Raw genomic sequence first — 22728 nt, forward strand, 5'->3', positions numbered from 1 at the left:
CATTGACAATTATCCAAAATCCGATTTTGCCAGGCTTTAACCCCGATCCAAGCATTTGCCGCGTAGGAGAAGATTATTACATCGCCGTTTCTACATTCGAGTGGTTCCCGGGCGTCGGCATCTATCATTCAAAAGATCTGAAAAACTGGCGCCTCGCTTCCCGTCCGCTCAATCGCATCAGCCAATTGAACATGATGGGCAATCCGAATTCAGGCGGCGTGTGGGCTCCCGCACTTTCGTACAGCGATGGCCAGTTCTGGCTGATTTTCACGGATGTGAAAGTGACTGAAGGCCAGTGGAAAGATTGCCATAACTACCTAGTGACTTGTGAAACGATCAACGGTGAATGGTCGGAGCCGATCCACTTGAATAGCTCTGGTTTTGATCCCTCCCTGTTCCACGATGAATCAGGCAAAAAATACCTGGTTAACATGTATTGGGACCACCGGGTTGGCCACCATAACTTTTACGGCATCGCACTGCAGGAATACAGCGTGGAAGAACAAAAGCTTGTCGGAAAACCGGAAATCATTTTCAAAGGCACCGATGTGATGCTGACGGAAGCGCCGCATCTTTACAAAATCGGCGGCTATTACTACTTGCTGACAGCTGAAGGCGGTACAAAATATGACCACCAGGCAACCATTGCCCGTTCAAAAGAATTGCGCGGGCCTTACGAAGTGCATCCGGAAAATCCGCTGATCACGTCGTTCTTCTCACCAAGAAATCCGCTGCAAAAAGCTGGACACGCATCTCTGGTCCACACCCACACAGAGGAATGGTTCCTGGTCCATTTGACAGGACGCCCGTTGTCGCGTGCCGGGCAGGCGCTTCTTGATCCTCGCGGTTTCTGTCCGCTTGGCCGTGAAACCGCCATCCAGCGTGTGGAATGGAAGGACGATTGGCCTTTTGTTGTCGGCGGAAATCAGCCTTCACTACAAATTGAAGGACCGGCTATCGAAGAAGTCCAATGGGAACCTGACTTCCCGGAAAAAGACGAGTTTGATTCTGAAATTTTAAATCCACACTTCCAAACGTTGCGCATTCCACTGGGCGAAAACATTGTATCTTTGAAAGAAAAACCGGATCATTTGCGCATCCGCGGAAAAGAGTCGTTAACTTCAAAATTCACCCAAGCGCATGTTGCAAGACGCTGGCAGCACTTCCACTTTACTGCGGAAACGAAAGTCGCGTTCAATCCGGATACATTTCAGCAAGCAGCAGGCCTCGTCAATTACTACAACACAGAAAACTGGACAGCTCTGCAGATTACATGGAATGAAGAAAAAGGACGCATCCTGGATATCATGACTTGTGACAACTTCACATTTGACCAGCCGCTTCAGGGCAATGAAATCGCCATTCCGGAAAGCGTGGAATACGTATACTTGAAAGTGGACGTCAATGCGGATATTTACCAGTATTCCTACTCATTTGACGGCGACAGCTGGAATTTAATCCCGATCAAATTCTATTCACACAAACTGTCGGATGATTACATTCAAGGCGGCGGCTTCTTCACTGGCGCATTTGTCGGCATGCAGTGCCAAGACACATCCGGGCAGAACTTGCCAGCTGATTTTGATTATTTCACGTATAAAGTAAACGAATAAAAAGAGAGCGGCTCATTGTGAGCCGCTCTCTTTTACTGGTTTACTATCTTGCCCCAATCCTTGTGCTGGCGATTTTTCAAAATCAGCCTCGTTCCAACCGGTCGCTTTCCTCCATCAAATTCAGTTTGCGCATTTCTTTGAGGATCATTCTTTTCAAGCCGGGATCGTCTTCTGTATGATAGAAAAACTGGGCATCCCGGATGAACGCCAGCCGACTCTCAATCGGAGCGCGTGCAAAAAAAGCTTCAGCTTGCTCTAAATCTACAGCTACATCCTTTTCTACTTGAAAACGCTCTTGCTGACCGGTTGTGTTATTTATCGGCACTACGCCAAGCCCGTCATGAGTAGCAAGCACGGTTTGCTTAGCCCGCTCTTCTTTTACTTCTACTTCGACATACTGGTACACATCTTCAATTGTTTGGCAGCCAAGTGAATCTTTCATTTTTTCGATCACCCGATTGGTTACAGCTTCATATTCCGGATATTCTCCTTCACTTTCCTTACTGTACTTTAGAAATTTCTGATAATGTGCCTGCTCGCTCATAAGAAGAAAATTAGAAACAGCCACAGCACTTTTCATGGTATAAAGAAGATCCACAAACTCAGCAGCATTTTTCGCTACTAGCTTGATATGATCGCCATAATCCGTCGGACTGAGGCAGACGACAAAAGCATTCTCTAAATCGGGCACCGTCCCAAAATCACTTAACAACCCATAATGGATGCCATCAGATCCAATATGGCCAAAAACGATTACATCGTAAGGAGTTACAGTATAGGCCATCTCGTTGTCCGTCCACATGAAGCTAATGCCGGCATCAAGCGACAGCCCTTCTTTTTTTAGCGCTGCGTCAAAGTTCCTCAACTGTTCTAAAGCAGTTGGCAGCTTAGCGTATTTGCCGTAGTCGTCCATGTCAGGTTCTCCTCATTGTCATTTTAAAACCGTTCAACTCTCCTAAAAAAGTTCTTTCAGCGTATCTAGTGGTTTTGCGCCCTTATTGTATTTATAGCGCTCGAATTCGATTTCTCCGACATTCATGCCGACATTGTATTCGCCGATTGCGGTATCAAGCAGCACGAATGCTAAGGAAATGTAATCTTCTTCGTTTTCCGCCGTTAACCCTCGTATATAGAGACACAAGTGAATCAGCTTTGTTTCCTCGCCTATTTCGTGTGAATAGAAAATATCGTCCATTGTCAGTTTTACACCGTTGCATTCCGCTGAAAATTCCTCTTCCCTCGGTTGCCGGAATGGAACGATTTCAAAATCCGGCAGTTCCGGAGCTGCTTTCACCAAATCAATCACATCTTCAAACGCTTCTACTATGCCATCCGCGCTGACAGTAAATTCACGCTTCCCGTCCACTAACTCTGCACTAAATTCCCATGCCAAATCTTGGTTGACTTTACGGATTTTCTTATCCAGTTGATAAAGCAGTTTTTCTGTTTTGTCATCCGACAAATCGTAATACGATTGGCCGTTTGCTTCAAACCATTGCCAAAATGCCACAACTTTGTCTTTTCTCTTCGGCAACCAGTTCATCCCATCTACCCCCTTAGACTAGAATGGCTTTTTTCTATCATAAACCTTTTATCTGAGTAATCCATCATTTATTTCGGCTTTCCCACAGTGAAATCAATAGATTTTCATATCATGCACCTTGAATTTATACCAAGTGAACGGACCCTCCTCGAGCAGCCACGTAATTGCAATTTCTGCTGGCACGACCATGCCATCCACCTTCATGTGCTGTTTGATTTCTGCTACACACGGAAAGCGTCGGGCATCGGCTCCACTGTCTTTGAACCGGGAAGCGATGACTTTGAACAATTCCCCTTGTTCATTCACATGAAAAGTCGCCGTCCCTTTCACTCCCCCATAAATTATCGTCGCTTCTGCCGTTGTTTCATTCATTTCTTTCCAAGTTATATAGGGAAGAAGCGCCGCAGTCGGATACCACACCATCTCCATCAAAAAGCGCTGAAGAGCCGATTCGTTTGTTTTTGCATCGTCTTCAACTTGCGCCAATGGAACAAGCGCTGCCAGTTTGATGAGCATCTGCGCCTTTCCTTCCTTGAAGCTGTCCCTGCCGATCACTGCCACAAACGGCTTCATGTTCATCTTCACTGTCCACATGAAAGAAGGCGGATCAGTTGTAATCACTTGTTCTGCTTCTGCTTTGATCCATTTCTGCTGCTCAGGCTTCAACCGCATCAGCCCACTTTGTTTCAAGTGGACGCTCTTGATTGCACTTCTTTCGGCCGCTCCGCTGTTTTTCAGCCAGCGCTGTACAGATAGGGGAAGTGTTTCAAGTTCAGCACCGAGCGCTTCAGCAGTCGAATTCACCGACAAATCGTCTATGTCTTTCTTATTTTGCGCAGTAAAATTCCAGGCAGACTTCTGATACAAAACAGCCAGTATAGCGGCAAAAATTGCGAAAATGCCTCTCATTCGTGTTCCTCCTCCGAGTGAGCAATTATAAAAGCAATAGTTTCCAGCATAGAAAAAACTCCCAATGTTGTATAGACTCTATACGACATTGGAAGCGGTTTTTCCTTTAGTTCACATTGGCAAATATGTAGTTGTTATTTTGAAACTTTCATGTTGTTCACATAGTCCAGTACTTCAGACAACGTCATGTCGGCCATCGATTCCAGCCTGTGCTCCACATCGCAAAAATCCATCGTATGCGTCACTGGGTTCGGCACGATGACACAATTCATCCCCGCCCGTTTTGCCGCCAATGCTCCATTTGCCGAGTCTTCGAATACCAGGCATTCTTCCGGGGTCAAGCCAAGGCATTCGGCTGCCAGGAAATACAGCGCCGGATCAGGTTTCACATTCTCCACATGGTCTGATGTTTTAATGCATTCAAAATATTCGTAGAGACCAAGTTTCTTGAGGTTAGTCGAGACCCATTGGAAATTCGAGCTTGATGCCAGGCCGATTTTCAAGCCCTGTTCTTTTGCGGCTTTTAAATAGTCTTCCACTCCCGCCCGCGCTTTTTCCTCTGCCATTTTCGCATGATACTTCGTGCTGAACTGTTCCCTCAGCACGTCCTGCTCCAATTTCCGTTCAAGCAGCTCTTCCAGGTAGTCGAGAGCCGAAAACCCGGAATGCGTCCCGATCTCCTGCTGCCAGCGGGCAATCGGAAGCTCAGCGCCGTGTTCAGCAAACATCTCCTGGTAAACTGCATACTGGTTGGTTTCCGTATCAAAAATCAATCCGTCAAAATCAAAAATAATGCCTTTGATCATTTCTTTGTCCTCCTCTTCTCTCCAGCAAAAATGATAAAAAGCACCCGTATTCAGGTGCACTGAACGAAAGACGGCAAAATCGGCCATCTCCTATGTTCAACTGAAAGAGGCTAATCCGTGTAATCCGATTCAATGTAAAACTTCACCCGGTCGCCCGCCAAGTAATATTTGGAGTAATGGACAGGTTTGCCGCTTTCCCCGTAAATGATTTTTTTGACCAGGATGACCGACGAAGTTTTGCTGACGCCCAAATAGCGGCAAATTTCACTTGAAGGATGGACATATTCAATTTCTTTCTTCACTTTTGTAAATTTGATTTTATACTTTTCACGGATCAGCTGAAACGTCGAAGCGGTATTGGTCAACAATGGCTCGATATCCGGATATACGCTCAACGGCAAATAAGCATAGTCGACACTGAACGGGCCTTCTCTGTCTTTTACGACACGCACCAATTCCAGAAAACCCGTTTCTTCATTTGAAAAAACTTTCGAGACTTCATGTTCGTCAAGGATGACACGCTTGTACAAAATCTCTTTTTCGATATTGTTTTCTTCTGTCGAAAGCCCTTCTGTAAACCCTTTCAGGTTCAACAGATGCAAGTCCTTTTTGGAAGCTTTGACAAAAGTCCCTTTGCCTCGGATCACTTCGATAAATCCTTCTTCGCCCAGCTCTTTGATGGCTCTGCGAATGGTGATGCGGCTCACCTTGAAAATCTCGCACAACTCCGATTCATTCGGCAATTTGTGCCCGGCCTTCAAGTTATCATTTTTAACCAGTTCCTTGATGCCGGCTTTTATCTGCTCATACAACAATACAGGACTCTCTGCATTCATACTATTCTGGTTCTTCATAGCTTCTCTCCTATAGATGCATTTTGTAGGTGCTGTTTTTTTCACTTTACAGGAGGAGAATCTGTTTTACAATTTCTAGAAACTTTTCGGATACCCGAAACCTCCGTACATCCCGCAAGTAACTTCAGCTGATCTGGTCGCTTTATCAATGGCGGCTTCCGGGCTTTCCCCATTAATATAATTCACTAAAAATCCTCCGATCAAACTATCCCCTGCGCCCATTGTATCCACCACTTGAATCGGCTTCAGCTTCTGTTCGAATCGTTCTCCATTGCAGACAAATACGGCAGGCAAGCTTCCTCTTGTCATCGCGAACACTTCAAAATTGAACGCTTTTACCTGGTCGATAAACTGGTCAAGTTCGTTGTCAGCCAAATCGGCTGCGGAAAAAAAGGCATAATTGATATAAGGCGCAATCGATTTTACATAGTCGATTTCCAGCCGGTTCGAAAAATCAAAAGAAACATTGATGGCCTTGGAGAGCTTCGGCAATTCGCTTTCCATCGATGAATAGCAGCTCACATGGCAAAGGTCGAATTCGGAGATATACTCCAATTCCTCAGGGACCAGCTGCAGCTTCAATTTATGCTGCACCGTATTTTTGGGTCCTCCGACAAAAACGCGGTCGCCTTCTTCAGTCAGCGACACTTGCGGCTGGCCGCTTAGCCCATCGGCAGTGCGGGAAAACTGGAAATCCACCGCTTCTTCGTTCAACGCGTATTTGATGTGTTCCGCCTTGTCATCTGTGCCGAAGATTCCGATATAAGCCGCATTTTCAGCGCCATTCTTCTTGGCGTTCACGGCAACATTCACGCAATTCCCTCCCGGGTAATACGTTTGTTGATCCAGGTAGCAATCCACTACATTATCTCCAACAGCAATCAATCTCATTCCATTTTCCTCCTCTTACCCCTTAACGGACCCTTCTGATAAACCTCTTACTAGGAATTTCTGCAATAATACCAACAAAATCACCATCGGGATCGAAGCGATCACCATTCCTGACAGCAATACTCCCCAATCTGTTCTAAGGGCGTCTTTGAAATTCATCAAACCTGATGGAATGGTCTTCAGCACTTCCGAATCGATAAATACGGTCGCAAACAAGAACTCGTTCCAAGCGAAAAATGCGGTCAGCACGACCGTCGTCAAAACGATCGGAATCGACAGCGGAAGATAGATTCGCGCGTAGATGCCGAATTCGCTGCACCCATCAATAATAGCAGACTCTTCCAATTCCTTAGGGATACTTAAAAAGAAAGCCCGGATCAAAATGATCGTCAACGGCAATCGAAATGCCACATAAGTCAAAATCAATGCCCAGCGCGTATTGATAAGATCGAGCCAAGTCAAAATTTCAAACAAAGGAATAAGCGCAACCTGGGGGTTCATCATGATTCCGCCGATTATGAAAATCAGCGCCGCATCGATCCATTTTGAGCGGTATCTTGAGAGCGTAAAAGCCGCCATGGAGCCGATCAGCACCACCAAGGCGATGGTCGCCAGCGTCACCACCACACTATTGAAAAAGTAACTTGAAATCCCCATGGACCAAGCAGTGGCATAGTTTTCAAAATGCCAGACCGATGGGAGCCCCCACACATTGTTGTAAATTTCGTCATAGCTTTTAAAAGAAGAAACCACCATCCAAAACAGCGGATAAAGAATCAGAAAGGCAAACAGCAGCAATCCGAGAAGAACCGTGTACTTCGAGAGGCCGGCAGTCAAGTTCAACTTCGCTTTAGCGCGCGGTTTGCTGGCAGTCCGATCCCGTTCCAAAAACTCTTCTTTGATATCCGTTTTGACCATCCTAATCATCCTTTCCTGTTCCGGAAACCCTTATTTGAATCAATGCGAAAATGGCAGACAAGACAAAGATCAATGTGGCAATTGCTGAAGCATAACCCATATTGTCTTTCCCGAACCCTTGCTCATACATCAGCACCGACAGGGTCGTCGAACTGAATCCTGGCCCTCCGCCAGTCAATATGAACGGTTCGTTGAATACAAGGATCGAGCCTGTTACTGTGATCAGGACGTTTACAAACATGGTTTCTTTCACTTGGGGAACTGTAATGTTGAAAAACTTCCGGATCTTGCCGGCCCCATCTATATCAGCTGCCTCGTACAATTCTTTAGGAATTTTTTGGATCGCTACGATGAACAGCATGGTGATGAATCCGATGCTTTGCCATTGGGACATGGCAATGACGGCGTAGATTGCTGTGGTAGCATTTCCTAACCAAGGGACAGCCAGATTTTCCAATCCAATCAATTCTAGGAAACTATTCAAAAGACCCATTTGCGGGTTGTAGACAAACGTGAACAACAAAGCGATAACGGAAATGGAAATCATTACGGGCATAAAGTAAATCACGCGCAAAGCAGGCGCTATTCGCCTAAAAACCTTATCTTCCAAAATCGTCGCAAGGATCAGCGCGAAAAACACTTGGAACAAAACGGAGATGACAGCGTATTTCACGTTATTGATGAACGCCGCCATAATCACTTTATCCTGGATCAACTGTTGAAATGAAGCGAAGCCGACAAACTCCTTTGTCGGGGAAAAGACACTAAATTCGAAAAAACTGTTGTACAGATTCTGGACCAGCGGAAAGTAGATGAAGATGCTTAAAAACAACAAACTCGGCAACAGGAACAGGGTTGGAATAAGCGGGATTTTTCTGGCGATCATACATACACCTTCTCTCATTATAATAAGTCCTAACATTCCAGGAACATTAGGACTTATTTAATTTTTGCGTTTTATTCTCTAAGGCTTTGGGCTTCTTGCTGGACTGTTTTCATAATGTCTTGTGGAGTGGATTGGCCGGTAGCCAGTTCCTGGCCGCCGCGCATAAACACATCCGCAATGTTGATGTTGACCGCGTTGTCAAACCATGGAGCCGTTGAAGTGGCATTGGTCACCAGCTCATAAGCTTCCTGGCTTGTTGCATTGACATTGTCCGGAGTCACCGCTCCTTTGACTGCATTCAATTGGCCATCCGTTTTCGTGAACTCGGCAGCCGTTTCTTCAGAAGTCAGGAATTTCAAGAAGTCGATTGTTTCTTTCGGCGCTGTTTTGCTGACCATCCAGCCTTCAGGGGCGCCTGTCAATGCTGTCGGATCGCCCTTGCCATCCCCAACAGCCGGGAAGTCGAAGAACCCGATTTCAACATTGCCTGCTTCTTCCACCATCTTGATCTCCGCGAACTGCATGTACAGGACCGGCACTTCGCCAGCAGCGAACATATTGCGGGCTGCTTCATGGTCCATCGCTGTCGAAACGTCTCCCATATAAGCCGTCAATTGCTTGAAGATTTCCAAGCCTTTGATATAGCCAGGGTCTGTGAACTCCCCTGTTTCCGCCTTATAGTCTTTTTCCAGTACAGCCGGATCGACAACCCGTTCAAAAATAGTGCCAAGATAGTGGGAAATGGCCCACGTATCAGTCAAACCTTCAACTAGCGGCTGTTCATAGCCTGCTTGCTTCAAAGAATCGAGCGCCGAGATAAATTCGTCGTATGTTTTCGGAACAGCGATATTGTTTTCTTCAAAAATGGCTTTGTTGTAGAAAAACGCTTTTCCGTCTACCGTGAACGGAACACCGTAAGTTTCATCGTCGAACTTGAAACCGTCATACTGTGATTCGATGATGCTTGATGACCATTCCTTATCTTCATTAAGAACATCATTCAGCGGCATGATTTTTTCCGATGACACCAGGTTTTCAGCAAACGAGTAGGACCATGAAGAGAAAATGTCCGGCAGGTCATCGCTGGAAACCAGAACTTTGATTTTTTCTTTGTATGAATCGTTCAATACCGAGTTGACATTGATATGGACGTCAGGGTTGGCTTCCATATACTCTTTGATTTTTTCATCGTAGAAAGACTTGCGAGGCTCGTTTGGCCATCTGTGGAAAAAGTCGATGACGACTTTTCCGTCTTCAGTGGCGGCGGTAGTTTCATCACTGGAATTACATGCAGACAAAACTGAACTGAGGAGAAGCAAAAAGATTGAGAACAACAGCATCTTCTTCATTTCAAGACCCCCTTCAAATGGTGTAGCATTTGTTTTTCGGAAAGAAAGTATGCAGAAAATCTACATACTTAATATTCCATTTTCCACATATATCTTCTGACGGACAACGGGTGGCCAGTGTGTTCTGCTAAACCGTCTGCATACAATCGCAAAACGAAACCTGTCAAAGCCGGACCAAAGTATTCCTTCAAATCTTCATCGATTCCCTCATAGTTCAAAGTCGCGATGTCCACCACTTCCACTTTGTCGCTGAACTTCTGGACAAAATCGATTGCGCGCTGATCAAGCGGACGGCTGGAACCTTCGCCTTTCACGACCAGGAACGGAACATCGTAATCCGTGATTTCGAATGGTCCATGGAAGAATTCGCCTGAATGGATCGCGTTCGAATGGATCCACAGCATTTCCATCAGCAAGCAGCTTGTGAACGAATACGCGTGGTGGATGTAAGCCCCGCTCGCCATTGTATAGATGATTTTGTCGCGTTTGTATTTTTTGCCGAATTCGTTTGCAGCTTCTGAAAACTGGTCAACGTTTTTCTGGATCAAGTTTCCAAGGTTCGGAAGCTGATTGACAACACGCTTGTATTTTTCGTTAGGAGCCAATGCATTCAATAGTTCGAAGAGCAGCGTATAGAACATGCCAGCTTCGCCATCGATAGCATCTGAGCCGTCTTTATAGTTATAGTGAACAAGATATTCTGCAGCTTGGGCAAGCGGAGATTCCGCCTCCATGGAAATCGCTACAGTCAAGGCACCCTTCGCTTTCGCAAAGCTTGCAGCTTCCACAGTTTCCGGAGTCGTTCCTGAGTGGGAGCGCAAAATCACTAAGCTGTTCTCACCAAGTGATTTAGGATCGCGGTGGATGAACTCATTAGAAGTATATACAAAGCTTGGAGTTTCAATTTCTTTGCTTAAGAAGTACTCGCCAAATGATAATGAAGCCATTGAACCGCCGCATGCCACAAAGTATACATTCTCGATATTCTTTGCATTAACTGCATCGACCACAGCGGCAATCTGAGCTGCATGTTCCGGCTTCATCTCTACTCCTTGAACGCTTTTCGTCTCTGTTGCGCCCACTACGTCTTCGATTAATGTTCCTTGATCTTGTTTCATTCCGACACCTCCATTATTTATAACGTCATATGACGTTATATTAATTGTATTATATGTCTGACTATTTGAAATAGTCAATACATTTCCGGATAATTAATTTCAAAAGTTTAAAAACCTTGTTATATCAAGGTTTTTTCTAAGGCTACAAAGTTTATGCCGGAGTCCAAGAACGCCAAAAACCCCATTCCAGCAGATAATATGCCTGGCGATGAGGTTATAACGTCATCATAATATCAGCGGCTTCTAACAAAACCTTTTCTCGTCCTTACATGAACTTTTCCGTTCTCTCTATAAAGTTTTCAGCTTTTTACATGAACTTTTGAAATCCTTATATGACGCAGCTGATTTCCATTCTGTTGGACGCTTTTACTCCACACAGCTAGTTCTCAAAAATAAAAAACGCAATCCTTGTACCAGCAAGGATTGCGTTTCTCATTCACTTATTCATTTCCGGTATTTCATCGCCAACCCTTTTAAGAAGTTCCGCGCATACCGGTCGCCGCAGTTGCTGTAATTTTTGTGCCCTTGCTTCCGCAGCATCGCAGTCATCTCGCTTTTCGTGACCGTCACTCCGGCAAGCTGCAGGATTTCCAGCATGTCCTCGCTCGTCAGCTGCAGCGCGATTTTCACTTTCTTCAGCAACAGGTTTTTGGACGGCTCATTGGTCAATGGCGGCATCGCCGGCTGGCCTGGCTTCGGCTCTTGTCGGCCGCGCTTGAAAATGATCAACCCATTCAAAAACGACTCGAACATCGCATTATCCGCTTTGATGTGATCTTCGTTTTCTTTTTCATCCCAAATGCCATCGGCTTCATCATCGCTGTCCGGTGATTTTGTCAGCACCTTCAGCACTTCCTCTTTTGTCAGCTCGATGCCTCCGAGTTTGAAGATTTCTACCATGTCGTTGTTTTTTATGTCGAGTGCATACCGCAATCTGATCAATAAATCGTTATTGTCCATTGGTGGACCTCCTGTTGTACTTCGTTATATGTGACAATTATTCATCCCTTATAATAGCATATATGAAAAAAATTATTCTTGGACTGAAACAGGCATTGATCTTCATCGTGTAGAATAAATCAACTATCGGAAAAATAAACTGGAAATACACCTTTATTTTCCCGAAAAGAACAAAGGGGGATTTCTTGTGGAAGAAAAAGTGCATCCGGATTTAAAAGCTATGTTCTCGGTCTTGCCAGCAGCACCTCTTACTCCTGAAAGTTTGGCGATGGTACGAAGCTCACTCAATGAAATCGTTTTAGCCAACCCACCACAACACGACTCTGTTGCAACCATAGATAAATTGGTGCCGGGACCGCCCGGCGCTCCAGAAGTCCGCATTAGAATTTATGAGCCGCTCGCAAAACACGAAGGGATGCCCGGGCTGTTATGGATCCACGGCGGCGGCTACATAATCGGCATTCCCGAGATGGATGATGCCTTATGCCAGCGTTTTGTACTTGAAGCCAATTGTGTTGTCGTTTCTGTCGATTACCGCCTTGCGCCTGAAACGCCATTCCCTGGACCCGTCGAAGATTGCTATGCGGCTTTGAAATGGTTTGCCGGACATGCCAAAGAACTGGGCGTTGATGCTTCCCGCATCGCTGTGGCCGGTGCCAGTGCCGGCGGCGGGTTGACTGCGGCGGTCTCGCTATTGGCCAGAGACCGAAAAGGTCCGGATATTTCTTTCCAGATGCCGCTTTATCCGATGATTGATGACCGGTTCATCACAAAATCAAGCCATGAATTTTCCGACGAACGGGTCTGGAACAAAGAAAAAAACATCCACGGCTGGTCAGCGTATCTCGGTTCCGATTACGGCGGAGAAGTTTCGCCATTTGCAGCGCCCGCCCGCGCGAAATCTTTCGAGGATCTACCTCCCACTTACACTTGTGTCGGCGATTTGGACCCTTTCCGCGATGAAACCTTGGAATACGTAACAAAACTGTCCCAGGCCGGTGTCCCGACGGAATTCCATCTCTACCCAGGGTGTTTCCATGGGTTCGATATGCTGGTGCCTGATGCCGGAATCAGCCAGCACGCTGCTGCGCAGTATGTTGATGCTGTAAGGCGCGCTTTCCAAAAATAAGAAAGCACTTCATCGGCCGTTGGAACCGGTGAAGTGCTTTCCTTTATTGATGCCGGGATATCTGGCGTAAAAATCAACTTTGTGCGTATCCTATCTTTTCACGACCCGCTCGATGTGAATCATCAAATAAAGCATTTCATCGTTGGTCAAATCATGGCCATACTCTTTTTTAATGTAGTCCTTGATCTTTTCGGTGCATTTTGATGCGTCTTTATGTTTTTGCTTGACCAGCATATACAAGTCATCATCGGTTCCTTCGTAATGCGTCCCTTTGAAAATACGCTGGGCAAAAAATTTCAGATGCGTGATAAAGCGCATATAATTCAAAGAATCCTCTTCAAATTCCACTTTGAAATGGTATTTCACAATCGTGATGATCTGATGGATGAATTTCGTGATATTCAATGTGTTCGGCACATTTTCATTCATCTCTGCATTGATCAGGTGGATGGCGATAAACCCTGCTTCATCTTCAGACAAGGAGACATCAAATTTTTCATTTATATATTCTATGGCTTTTACGCCAACCGAAAATTCCTCTTTGTAAAGCTGCTTCACTTCCCATAACAAGGCGTTCTTGATTTCGATGCCCTCGCGCAGACGCTCCAGCGCAAAATTGATATGGTCCGTCAACGAAACATAAATGTTTTCATTCAACTTTTTGCCTAATGTATTTTTTGCGTATGTAATGATTTCTTCAACCACTACCATAAGATCGACAGGCACTTCCCGAAGAAGCATCTTAAAATTATCGGACGTCTCCTTGTTTTTCAAGGCGAAAACTTTCTGGATTTTTTCTTGATCGACTTCTTCGCCTATCTTTTTCTGGAATGCCAGGCCTTTCCCCATCATAACCAATTCTGAACCATCCGCTTGCAGCACGCTAATTACATTGTTATTAATGACTTTGGCTATTTTCATGGCTTCTCCTCAGTTCTTTTTCTATCCAATATAAATAACCTAAGCCATACTAAATCGAATAAAATCAAGGCGATTTTACTCTTTTAGCGACTTAGGTTTTGCCTGCACAACCAGTAACAACCCTAATTTCACTCTATCAATTTAGCCTTAGTATATCCTTGCATTCCCTCTCTTGTCAACGCTTCCAAAACAGCATTTCACAAACAAAAAAGCGGAAATCCCCAATTCATGGATTTCCGCTTTTTGCTTAATTATTGGAAGGGCTCTTGATTTCTAAGTCTTGCCCGTTCGATGCAATCACGTTTTTATACCAGTCGAAGCTTTTCTTTTTGATCCGTGCCAATGAGCCGTTTCCTTCATTGTCGCGGTCCACATAAATATAGCCATAGCGTTTTTTCATCTCCCCGGATGAAGCACTGACAATATCAATCGGCCCCCAGCTGGTATAGCCGATAATTTCGACGCCGTCTTTGATCGCTTCGCCCATTTCAGCGATATGCTGCTTCAAGTAGTCGATTCGGTAATCGTCATTGACTTCGCCTTCAGGCGTTACTTCGTCGACTGCCCCTAAGCCGTTTTCCACAACGAAGAGCGGTTTTTGATAGCGGTCATACAATTGGTTGGCGGTAATGCGGAAGCCTTTCGGATCGATCGGCCAGCCCCACTCGGAGGCCGCTAAATAAGGATTTGTGATGGAGGCGAAAACATTGCCGCCCGTCACGTTTTTGTTGACTTCCGGATCCGCGCTTGTTGTGCGGCTTGAATAATAGCTGAAGCCGATATAATCCACTGTATGATTTTTCAAAATGGCCGCATCTTCATCTTCCATCTCAATGGAGATATCGTTGTCTTCAAAGAAGCGCTTTGCATAGCCAGGATATTCCCCGCGTGACTGCACGTCAATGAAGAAGTAGGATTCGCGGTCTTTTTCCATTCCTTGGAATACATCTTCCGGATTGCATGTGTAAGGGTAGACACTTCCTGCAGCCAGCATGCAGCCGATCTGGGCGCCCGGAATCATTTCGTGGCAGGCTTTGACAGCCAATGCGCTGGCAACTAATTGGTGATGGGCCGCCTGGTACTGGATCTGCTTTTTGTTTGCCCCTTCTTCGAAAGCGAGGCCTGCACCCAAGAACGGCAAATGAAGCAGCATATTGATTTCATTGAATGTCATCCAGTATTTCACCTTGTCTTTATAACGGGCAAACACTGTTTTTGAGTATGTTTCAAACAAACCAATAAGCTTGCGGCTCCGCCAGCTGCCGTATTTCTCGATCAAATTCACCGGCACATCGAAATGGGCAAGCGTTACGACCGGCTCAATGCCATTACGGATCAATTCATCAAACAAGTCATCATAGAATTTTAAACCCGCTTCGTTCGGGGTTTCTTCTTCACCTGTCGGAAAAATGCGCGACCAGGCTATTGAAACACGAAGGGCCTTGAAGCCCATCTCGGCAAACAAAGCAATGTCCTCTTTGTAACGGCGGTAAAAATCGATCGCTTCATGCGACGGGTAAAATTCCCCCTCTGAAGGGGTGAATGAAGAAATGTTTCCTAGCATGGCGTCCATTCTTTTTTCCCCTGTCGGCAATAAATCGACAATTGTCAAGCCTTTGCCGCCTTCCAGATATCCGCCTTCCGTCTGGTTGGCCGCAATCGCCCCGCCCCAAAGAAAACCTTTTGGAAATGTGTAGTTTGACATGAAAAAGCTCCTTTCAGATTTTAAAATCAAAGAATGCCAAGAAATCGACTTTCTTGCAGGCAGAAGAAAATAAAAAAACCCGAACGGATTTGGACACACGGATAGTGTGGACAACTCAGCTCAGGTTATGCCCTTATCGGTAACATTCCTCGAATTCAATATGTAATATACCCTAAATCTACCAGTTCTTTTGGGCGATGTCAATTTGGCACCCCTGCCGCCAAAAAGCTTCATTTCATGAAAACCCTAAGCCCATAAACGCTCCGGATGGTTCGTCGTCAAAGCGATGGCTCCATCAAATCCAAGGACTCTTTCCGCTTCCGCTTTTTGGTCGACTGTCCAGACAACAAGTTCGATTCCGTTGCTGCTGAGGCTGGTGACCATCTCCTGGTCTACGTACAAATGGTTCATCGATACGGCGGAAGCCCCTATTTCATTCACTTGGTCGACAAGCAACAGCGGAGACCCGAGCATCACCAAAGTACGTTTTACCTCCGAGCTGAATTTCATGCAGGTCTGCAGGCTTTTGTGGTCGAAGGAAATCAAATCGCAACGGGTTTCGAGGCCATATTTCCGTATCAGTCCGATCACTTTCTCCTCCAGGCCCGGATACATGCCAGCCACCTGCTTCAGTTCGATCAACAGCTTTTTCTCGCCTCCTGCAGCCACCAGCACTTCTTCGAGAAGCGGAACTTGTTCTCCCGCAAAAGCTCCATCAAACCAGCTTCCCGCATCGAGTGATTTCACTTCCGCGGCCGTCATGTCTTTCACATAACCGCTGCCGTTTGTCGTGCGATCGACCGTGAAATCATGGATGACCACCGGAATCCCATCTTTCGTTAAATGCACATCAATTTCGATGCAATCGATCTTAGGTTCCTCGAGTGCCAGTTTGATGGCGCTCAACGTATTTTCCGGCGCTTTCCCCGACCAGCCTCTGTGGGCGATTAACTTTCTCATATGTTTGCCTCCCTATTTTACTCCTGTGTAAACAAATGCCCGTATGATATGGCGCTGTGCAAAAAAGAAAATGACCAAAATCGGCAGCACCAACAGAAGGTTTCCAGCCATCACGATATTCCAGGACGCGCCGCCTTCCACTTGTCGCAGCATAGCGATGCCAAGCGGCAGCGTACGCGCGGTGTCGGTTGTCGTCATGACCAAGGGCCAGAAATAATCGTTCCAGTGGGCGATAAAACTGAACAAGGCGAGCGTCACCAGGACAGGTTTGGCTAGCGGCAGCATGATTTTCCGGATGATCTGCCATTCCGTTGCATCGTCGAGACGGGCCGCTTCCAGCAGTTCTTCCGGAACTTGCATGAACGATTGCCGCAGGAGGAAAATTCCGAATGCGCTTGTCACAAAAGGCAGGATCAGCCCCCAGATCGTGTCAAGGATTCCCCAAGAACTCAAATTCAAGTAGACCGGCAAAAAGATCAATTGGCTTGGAATCATCAGGCAGATCATCGTCAGCGCAAAGAAAAAGTTCTTCAACGGGAAATTGTAGCGGGCAAACGCATAAGCGGCCGGGATGATGGTGGCAAATTGCAGAATCAATATGAACAGCGTGACGATGACGCTGTTGAAAAAGTATTTCAGGAACGGGCCGGAATTCCAGGCCTGGGTGAAATTCTCCCATTGGAGAGTTTCCGGAATCCAGACGGGCGGAAACGTCAGCGTTTCGCCGAGTGTCTTAAACGCGGTGCTGGCCATCCAGACAAATGGCATTGCAAAAATGATGAACAACAGGAGCAGGCCCAATCCGTTGACGGCTTTGAAAATCGATGGTGTCTTCATCCTTTTCTCCTCACTTTTCTATCTGTAATGGACTCGTTTGCTTAGTACTTTGAAATAGATGACGGTCAAGACACTTAAAATCACCAGCAAAATCACACCCGCTGCAGATGCGTAGCCAATCTTGAAAAATTGGAAACCGTTCTGGTAGATGTAATAGACAAAGGTGTTTGTGGAATTGATCGGTCCGCCGGCAGTCATCAAGTTGATCGTTTCGAACACTTGAAAGGAATTGATCAGCCCGATGATGGTCAAAAAGAACAATGTGGGCGACAGCATCGGAACGGTCAGCCGCAAAAACCTTCTCCACGGCGGGGTCTGGTCAAGTTCCGCCGCTTCGTACAAATCCTTCGGAATGCTTTGCAGCCCGGCGATAAATACCAGCGTATTGAAGCCGATCCCTTTCCACACCGCCACCAGGATCAAAGAAGCGAGCGCATAATCGGGGCTTGTCAGCCACGGAATGGATTCAATGCCAATCAGGTTCAATGCCCAGTTCAGCAACCCGTAGTCGGCGTCCATGATCCACATCCACAGCATCGAAACGGAAACGAGCGAAATAATATGAGGGCTGAAAATGGATGCCTGCATGAAAGAGTAGATCGCGCCACGCCGGTTCAGCCATAAAGCGAGCATCAAGGAAATGCTGATTGTCAAAAAGACGGAAGCGAACGTATAGATGAACGAATTGACGATCACTTCCCGGAAATCGCGGTCAGACAATAAGTGCGTAAAGTTCGCTGTGCCGACAAACTCTTTTGTCGGGCTGACAAAGTTCCAATCATGGAAACTCAAGTAAATCATGTAACCGATGGGATAGATGAAAAACAGGCAGAACACAACGATTGCGGGGGAAATCATGGCATAAGGCCGGACGTTCGCCCAGGAAACCAAGCTTCGGCGCTCCGCTCTTCTTTCCATGCCCATCGAAGCTTTAATCAACGCCATTGAGTGCCGCCTCCTTTTTCACGGACAAGTCCAGGCCAGGGCCGGCGGTTTTGTCAGCACCGAAAGGATACAATTTTTCAAATGGAATCGTCACAAAACAGGAAGCATTCTTCGGCAGCGGAGCCGCAAAGCTTCTGATGTTCATGACGCCGATGCGGTTTTTCACTTTATAGATCGTCTCCGCTCCCAAGGTTTCAAGCGCCAGGATTTCACTTTCCAGCTCGATCGTGTGGGGCACTGAAGCCGATGTTGAAGAAATGCCGGCATGTTCCGGCCGGAAGCCGATATAATGCGCTTCTTCCGGCAAGCCATCGAGAGTCCCGGCGAAAGCGCTCCGCTCGAACACATTCATAGGCGGCTGTCCGATAAATTCGGCCGCGAAGATATTTCCTGGATTTTCATACACATCGATTGGCGCCGCTTTTTGCTGGACGACGCCATGGTTGAGGATGATGATTTCATCCCCCATCGACATCGCTTCCACTTGGTCATGGGTCACATAGACAAAAGTGGTCCCCAGCTTTTCATGCAATTGGATCAGCTCCGTGCGCATCTGCGTGCGCAGTTTGGCGTCAAGATTGGACAATGGCTCATCAAGGATAAATACTTTCGGTTTTTTGACCATGGCGCGCGCCAATGCCACACGCTGCCGCTGCCCTCCCGAGAGCTTGTCCGGCTTTTTGTTCAGGTGCTCCGTCAGGCCGACAATGCCGGCGATTTCCCCAACCAATTGCTCTCTTTCTTTCTTCGGCACTTTGCGGTTCGTCAAGCCGAATTCGATATTCCCTTTGACCGTCATGGTCGGATAAAGCGCGTAGTTCTGGAACACCATCGCAATATCGCGCTTGCTCGGGCTCAAGTCGTTGACCAGTTTATCGCCGATCCAAATATCGCCTTCCGTCTGTTTTTCAAAGCCGGCAAGCATGCGCAGAATGGTCGATTTTCCGCATCCGGAAGGGCCGACAAGCACAGTGAACGATCCGTCTTTGATAGTCAGTGAAATATTTTTGACCACACGGTCTTCGTTGAATGTCTTGGAGATGTTTTCAAATCTGATTTCAGCCATACGCCTCTTCCTTTCATTTTGCAGTTATTGTTGTCTCATTCATCTGCCGGACCAGATCCACCAATTCATCGATGGTCTTGACTGATACCGACCATTTTGTCGCGTCGTTGTGCTCGTACTGGCTGATCAGACACGTATGGCCGCCTGCTTTATGGATAGGATACAAGTCATTCCATGGATGATCACCGATCGACAGGATCTCCTCCGGCTGATAGCCCTCATCAAACAGTTTGTTCATCAATTCCTGGATGCCACGCGGTTTTTTGCCGTTGAAGTAGTATTCATCGAATACATCGCCGATTTCCAAAAAGTCCACAAATTCCTGGCCCGTAGGCAGCGGCGAATTGGTCATTAGGATGGTTTTCTTTCCTTCCAGCTTGTTGATCTCATCAAACAAATCCGTCCGTTTGATGATGCAATAAGCTTCCATCAGCATCTCAGCCCGCACATCCTCAAACGCCTTTTTCATCGTTTCTTCAGCGATATTGTTCTTTATGCCCATCAAATGAGCGATGCCCCAAGGGTCGCCTATATAAGCAAGCGGGCCGTCCCCTCTTTGGGCCATTTCAATTTCAATGCCGTCCCAGTTGTACGAAACCACCGGCTTCAAATCGTTATGGCTGTAGAAAATCAATTCTTTCGGATCGTATAAAAATCCCAGCTTGATGGATTTTTTGCCTTCGAGAATATCGTAAGCCAATGCCACCGTCTGCTGGATTTCGCTCTCTGTGTGATTCGCTTGCAACATCTTTTGGATATAGCGCCCCATAAAGGAGTAATCCTGATATAACGTTCCGTCCATATCGAAAATGATTACATTGATATCTTTTAGCCAATTCATCTTATTGCCTCCTCGAATTTGGAAAAGGAAGTACAATTTAGCACTTCCTTCTCTATTGAAGTTGAACAGTTTTTATATACTGCCGATATCCCGCAAAACAGCTGCGCTTGCCGCGGGCAAGTATCGGCCGAACGCTATTCGGCCGATACTTTGCGACGAAGTGCGCAGCGATGCAACGCTTTTTCATGTCTCGAAGCTAGCGCAGCGATGCAGAGACAGGAGCAGTCGGTTTTTCTCCGCTGTTTTGCTTCATATCTATTGAAGAGTTATAGAAGAAAGAGTGGAAAGCGTTCGCCCGGAGCTATCTCTCCAACTCTTTTACTCTAATAACTTCTCGCCCACTTATATACCTGCAGTCTATTCAAGCAGTGCGCTTGATTTTTCAGCTGCATTATCCAAGACTTCTTCGGTCGGGATGCTTTCATCCAAAATGCCGCGCGTCAGTTCATCAATCAAAATTTGGACAATTTCCGGATAATTCTCTGCCATCGGGCGCGCAACTCCATTTTCAAGCTGGTCTACAGCCACTTTGAATTGCGGTTTTTCTTCATACAAAGCCTGGATTCTCTCGGACTCGGCCGCCGACTTGCGGCTTGGCAGGTAACCTGTGAATTCTGATGCATAAGCCGTTTGCTCTGTTGCCGTCATGAATTTGATGAATTCCCAAGCCGCCTTTTGCTTTTCTTCTTCCAATCCGCTTGTCATCACAAGGTTCGCGCCGCCAGTCGGCACTTTCGCTTCTTTGCCGCTCGGCCAGAAGTACGTGTTCAATTCAAACCCTTGTTCCTCAGCAAGCTGCAGCAAGTAAGACAAATCCGCAGTTGAAGCAAAGTGCATGCCGGAATGTCCGTTGACAAAATCTTGTCTCGTCTTTTCGCCTGCTTCAGTGCCGGAAGACAATTTCATCGTCCCTTCTTTTGCCATGTCTCTCCAAAGATTGTAAGCCTCCGCTCCCGCTTCGCTGTTGAACGTCACTTCCGTGCTGTCTTCGTTCATTGTCGAACCGCCCGCTTGCGCGATAAACGCTTCAAAGAACCAGATATCGATCGGCATGGATACTCCCACACGGCCTTTTTCCTCGTCCGTGAAAGCTTTTGCGTATTCCTGGAACTCTTCCCAAGTCTTCGGTCCAGCCGGATCCAATCCCACTTCTTCAGCCATTGTCGTATTCATGTAAAGAATCGGCGTGCTTCTCAAATAAGGCAAGCCGTATAGTTTGCCTTCAACGTATGAGTTCCCCATCAAGCCTTGATTAAAGTCGTCCATGTTTATATCAGGATCATTTTCAGCCAGTGCAGTCAAATCCTGGGTCATGCCGGACTTTGCGAAAATCCCGATCGATGCGATTTCATTTTGCGTTACTTCCGGTGCGTTTCCAGCCGCAAAAGCAGCTTGTGTCTTTGCGTGCAATTCATCATATGTGCCTTGGAATTCTGCGGTCACATGGATCTTGTCTTGCGACTCGTTAAACTGCTTCACCAAATTCTCATTGTTTTCACCGATTTTATCTCCCCAGGCATACCAGTAAGTCAACTCGACTTTTTCACCTTCCGCTCCAGCTGAAGGTGCTGCCTCGTTCCCTTTGCTTTCCCCTGAACTGCTGCATGCCGCTAATACCATAAGTGCTATTGCCATTACCACTAAAAAGCTGAGTTTCTTCATTTCCCTGCCTCCGTTTCTTTTTTAAGCCGATAAACAACGGATGGCAAAACAAAAAGACCTCAAATAGCCCTTCCGCGTCTGCGGAGGTATTTGAGGTCTCTCTAAGTGCACCCGGTTATCTATCTACTTGTTACATCCGATTGTAGTCCTTCATTGTTAAGGCCGTGTGATAAGGATGTAAAAATCATTTTAACAATCCGCTTTTCGAAAAATCGCAGGCCCACAGCGATTCATTCGAGGTGCTGACGGCCAGTGCCCCGGCTTCCAAAGAAGCTTCCACGTGTTCTATGGTAGAAAGCAAGCCTCCCGTAATGACCGGGATATCCAAAATCTTCGAGTAGGAGCGGATCACATCATACAGCGCCGAAGGCATGATCTCAATCATATCCGGTGCAAGTTTCTGCTTGTTTTCCAGAACACTGTCGTAAACTTCAGAGTCGATCATGAACACCCGCTGGACAACAAACAGCTTGCGTTCTTTCGCTTTTTTGATGAGCGCCGTTTTTGTTGTCACGATCCCAAACGGCTGAACATAATCGGCGATGAAATCCAGCCCCTCGTTGTTCAGTAAAAGGCCGCCGATCTTTTCCGCATGCACCAGCACCGGAATGCCTTCATTTTGAAGCACATCGACAAACCGTTTCACATTCATAATGGATCCCGCCAACAGAAACACAGCCGCAATGTCATCTTTGTTGGCCAACACCTTTTCGATTCCTTTATGATTTTTCACCGCCGCAATTTTTTTATGCCGCTTCAGGCGCTTGAATACTTCGGCATTGCTCCATTGTCTTTTCATTTTTCATGCCTCCTTC

General features: G+C 46.5%; 22 protein-coding genes. 2 read left to right on the plus strand and 20 right to left on the minus strand.

The features are described from left to right. The first annotated feature begins 2 nt into the window (after positions 1-2). The gene (locus FQV30_RS13675) at positions 3-1613 is read left to right on the plus strand and encodes a glycoside hydrolase family 43 protein (RefSeq protein ID WP_146500705.1); all 1611 of its coding nucleotides are present in this window, start codon (positions 3-5) and stop codon (positions 1611-1613) included. A gap of 82 nt (positions 1614-1695) precedes the next feature. Here the strand turns inward: FQV30_RS13675 and FQV30_RS13680 are convergent, their stop codons facing one another. The 11 genes from FQV30_RS13680 to FQV30_RS13730 all read right to left on the minus strand — a co-directional run bounded on the left by FQV30_RS13680 (position 1696) and on the right by FQV30_RS13730 (position 11847). Then, positions 1696-2526 carry a hypothetical protein gene (locus tag FQV30_RS13680; protein ID WP_146500706.1) on the minus strand — a complete coding sequence of 277 codons (831 nt, stop codon included), beginning with the start codon at positions 2524-2526 and terminating at the stop codon, positions 1696-1698. A 42-nt stretch (positions 2527-2568) separates the two neighbouring features. Further along, the gene (locus tag FQV30_RS13685) at positions 2569-3156 is read right to left on the minus strand and encodes a hypothetical protein (RefSeq protein WP_146500707.1); all 588 of its coding nucleotides are present in this window, start codon (positions 3154-3156) and stop codon (positions 2569-2571) included. 93 nt (positions 3157-3249) lie between these two features. Then, complete coding sequence (locus FQV30_RS13690) at positions 3250-4065, minus strand: DUF6920 family protein (RefSeq protein ID WP_146500708.1); 816 nt, start codon at positions 4063-4065, stop codon at positions 3250-3252. A gap of 134 nt (positions 4066-4199) precedes the next feature. After that, the gene (locus FQV30_RS13695; RefSeq protein WP_146500709.1) at positions 4200-4871 is read right to left on the minus strand and encodes an HAD family hydrolase; all 672 of its coding nucleotides are present in this window, start codon (positions 4869-4871) and stop codon (positions 4200-4202) included. A gap of 110 nt (positions 4872-4981) precedes the next feature. After that, positions 4982-5725 (minus strand): GntR family transcriptional regulator, encoded by a 744-nt coding sequence (locus FQV30_RS13700; protein ID WP_146500710.1) that lies wholly within the window; start codon positions 5723-5725, stop codon positions 4982-4984. A gap of 75 nt (positions 5726-5800) precedes the next feature. After that, entirely contained in the window at positions 5801-6616 is an 816-nt protein-coding gene (locus FQV30_RS13705) for a PfkB family carbohydrate kinase (protein WP_146500711.1), read from the minus strand. A gap of 15 nt (positions 6617-6631) precedes the next feature. Beyond that, positions 6632-7543, minus strand: a complete 912-nt coding sequence (locus tag FQV30_RS13710; protein ID WP_370512400.1) for a carbohydrate ABC transporter permease — start codon at positions 7541-7543, stop codon at positions 6632-6634. Further along, on the minus strand, positions 7536-8417 hold the full coding sequence (locus tag FQV30_RS13715; RefSeq protein WP_370512403.1) for a carbohydrate ABC transporter permease: 882 nt from the start codon (positions 8415-8417) through the stop codon (positions 7536-7538). Before FQV30_RS13715 ends, FQV30_RS13710 begins: the two co-directional genes overlap by 8 nt. Positions 8418-8491: 74 nt before the next feature. Further along, a complete protein-coding gene (locus FQV30_RS13720) occupies positions 8492-9769 on the minus strand; it encodes an ABC transporter substrate-binding protein (protein WP_146500714.1) in 1278 nt (425 codons plus the stop codon). Positions 9770-9837: 68 nt separating this feature from the next. Next, positions 9838-10887 carry an SIS domain-containing protein gene (locus FQV30_RS13725; RefSeq protein WP_255473468.1) on the minus strand — a complete coding sequence of 350 codons (1050 nt, stop codon included), beginning with the start codon at positions 10885-10887 and terminating at the stop codon, positions 9838-9840. A gap of 444 nt (positions 10888-11331) precedes the next feature. Further along, a complete protein-coding gene (locus FQV30_RS13730; RefSeq protein ID WP_146500715.1) occupies positions 11332-11847 on the minus strand; it encodes a YehS family protein in 516 nt (171 codons plus the stop codon). A gap of 187 nt (positions 11848-12034) precedes the next feature. Here FQV30_RS13730 and FQV30_RS13735 point away from each other — a divergent pair, with 187 nt between their 5' ends. Then, on the plus strand, positions 12035-12976 hold the full coding sequence (locus FQV30_RS13735; RefSeq protein WP_186725663.1) for an alpha/beta hydrolase: 942 nt from the start codon (positions 12035-12037) through the stop codon (positions 12974-12976). 90 nt (positions 12977-13066) lie between these two features. On the opposite strand, the gene licT is transcribed toward FQV30_RS13735, so the two are convergent. From licT to FQV30_RS13780, 9 genes are all read right to left on the minus strand, one after another. Then, positions 13067-13897 (minus strand): BglG family transcription antiterminator LicT, encoded by an 831-nt coding sequence (gene licT / locus FQV30_RS13740; protein WP_146500716.1) that lies wholly within the window; start codon positions 13895-13897, stop codon positions 13067-13069. A gap of 247 nt (positions 13898-14144) precedes the next feature. After that, a complete protein-coding gene (locus tag FQV30_RS13745) occupies positions 14145-15602 on the minus strand; it encodes a 6-phospho-beta-glucosidase (RefSeq protein ID WP_146500717.1) in 1458 nt (485 codons plus the stop codon). 246 nt (positions 15603-15848) lie between these two features. Beyond that, positions 15849-16562 carry a glycerophosphodiester phosphodiesterase gene (locus FQV30_RS13750; protein ID WP_146500718.1) on the minus strand — a complete coding sequence of 238 codons (714 nt, stop codon included), beginning with the start codon at positions 16560-16562 and terminating at the stop codon, positions 15849-15851. Positions 16563-16574: 12 nt separating this feature from the next. Continuing rightward, positions 16575-17399 carry a carbohydrate ABC transporter permease gene (locus FQV30_RS13755; RefSeq protein WP_146500719.1) on the minus strand — a complete coding sequence of 275 codons (825 nt, stop codon included), beginning with the start codon at positions 17397-17399 and terminating at the stop codon, positions 16575-16577. Positions 17400-17417: 18 nt separating this feature from the next. Beyond that, entirely contained in the window at positions 17418-18344 is a 927-nt protein-coding gene (locus FQV30_RS13760; protein WP_370512401.1) for a carbohydrate ABC transporter permease, read from the minus strand. Next, positions 18331-19410, minus strand: a complete 1080-nt coding sequence (locus FQV30_RS13765; RefSeq protein ID WP_146500720.1) for an ABC transporter ATP-binding protein — start codon at positions 19408-19410, stop codon at positions 18331-18333. The genes FQV30_RS13760 and FQV30_RS13765 overlap by 14 nt, the downstream gene beginning before the upstream one ends. A 13-nt stretch (positions 19411-19423) precedes the next feature. Further along, complete coding sequence (locus tag FQV30_RS13770) at positions 19424-20251, minus strand: HAD family hydrolase (protein WP_146500721.1); 828 nt, start codon at positions 20249-20251, stop codon at positions 19424-19426. A 357-nt stretch (positions 20252-20608) separates the two neighbouring features. Further along, positions 20609-21913, minus strand: coding sequence for an ABC transporter substrate-binding protein (locus tag FQV30_RS13775; protein WP_146500722.1), 1305 nt, complete (start codon positions 21911-21913; stop codon positions 20609-20611). A gap of 184 nt (positions 21914-22097) precedes the next feature. Beyond that, the gene (locus tag FQV30_RS13780; RefSeq protein ID WP_146500723.1) at positions 22098-22712 is read right to left on the minus strand and encodes a glycerol-3-phosphate responsive antiterminator; all 615 of its coding nucleotides are present in this window, start codon (positions 22710-22712) and stop codon (positions 22098-22100) included. Positions 22713-22728 lie beyond the last annotated feature (16 nt).

It is taken from the genome of Planomicrobium sp. CPCC 101110 (assembly GCF_007859395.1).
Taxonomy (GTDB): Bacteria; Bacillota; Bacilli; order Bacillales_A; family Planococcaceae; genus Planococcus.

What these genes read in the sequence shown, in the direction of transcription:
- FQV30_RS13710 (WP_370512400.1), bottom strand. Translation starts at nt 7,543, where the DNA reads ATGATTAGGATGGTCAAAACGGATATCAAAGAAGAGTTTTTGGAACGG.
- FQV30_RS13695 (WP_146500709.1), bottom strand. Translation starts at nt 4,871, where the DNA reads ATGATCAAAGGCATTATTTTTGATTTTGACGGATTGATTTTTGATACG.
- FQV30_RS13770 (WP_146500721.1), bottom strand. Translation starts at nt 20,251, where the DNA reads ATGAATTGGCTAAAAGATATCAATGTAATCATTTTCGATATGGACGGA.
- FQV30_RS13725 (WP_255473468.1), bottom strand. Translation starts at nt 10,887, where the DNA reads ATGAAACAAGATCAAGGAACATTAATCGAAGACGTAGTGGGCGCAACA.
- FQV30_RS13760 (WP_370512401.1), bottom strand. Translation starts at nt 18,344, where the DNA reads ATGGCGTTGATTAAAGCTTCGATGGGCATGGAAAGAAGAGCGGAGCGC.
- FQV30_RS13745 (WP_146500717.1), bottom strand. Translation starts at nt 15,602, where the DNA reads ATGTCAAACTACACATTTCCAAAAGGTTTTCTTTGGGGCGGGGCGATT.
- licT (WP_146500716.1), bottom strand. Translation starts at nt 13,897, where the DNA reads ATGAAAATAGCCAAAGTCATTAATAACAATGTAATTAGCGTGCTGCAA.
- FQV30_RS13680 (WP_146500706.1), bottom strand. Translation starts at nt 2,526, where the DNA reads ATGGACGACTACGGCAAATACGCTAAGCTGCCAACTGCTTTAGAACAG.
- FQV30_RS13720 (WP_146500714.1), bottom strand. Translation starts at nt 9,769, where the DNA reads ATGAAGAAGATGCTGTTGTTCTCAATCTTTTTGCTTCTCCTCAGTTCA.
- FQV30_RS13700 (WP_146500710.1), bottom strand. Translation starts at nt 5,725, where the DNA reads ATGAAGAACCAGAATAGTATGAATGCAGAGAGTCCTGTATTGTTGTAT.
- FQV30_RS13705 (WP_146500711.1), bottom strand. Translation starts at nt 6,616, where the DNA reads ATGAGATTGATTGCTGTTGGAGATAATGTAGTGGATTGCTACCTGGAT.
- FQV30_RS13690 (WP_146500708.1), bottom strand. Translation starts at nt 4,065, where the DNA reads ATGAGAGGCATTTTCGCAATTTTTGCCGCTATACTGGCTGTTTTGTAT.
- FQV30_RS13765 (WP_146500720.1), bottom strand. Translation starts at nt 19,410, where the DNA reads ATGGCTGAAATCAGATTTGAAAACATCTCCAAGACATTCAACGAAGAC.
- FQV30_RS13755 (WP_146500719.1), bottom strand. Translation starts at nt 17,399, where the DNA reads ATGAAGACACCATCGATTTTCAAAGCCGTCAACGGATTGGGCCTGCTC.
- FQV30_RS13780 (WP_146500723.1), bottom strand. Translation starts at nt 22,712, where the DNA reads ATGAAAAGACAATGGAGCAATGCCGAAGTATTCAAGCGCCTGAAGCGG.
- FQV30_RS13685 (WP_146500707.1), bottom strand. Translation starts at nt 3,156, where the DNA reads ATGAACTGGTTGCCGAAGAGAAAAGACAAAGTTGTGGCATTTTGGCAA.
- FQV30_RS13730 (WP_146500715.1), bottom strand. Translation starts at nt 11,847, where the DNA reads ATGGACAATAACGATTTATTGATCAGATTGCGGTATGCACTCGACATA.
- FQV30_RS13775 (WP_146500722.1), bottom strand. Translation starts at nt 21,913, where the DNA reads ATGAAGAAACTCAGCTTTTTAGTGGTAATGGCAATAGCACTTATGGTA.
- FQV30_RS13750 (WP_146500718.1), bottom strand. Translation starts at nt 16,562, where the DNA reads ATGAGAAAGTTAATCGCCCACAGAGGCTGGTCGGGGAAAGCGCCGGAA.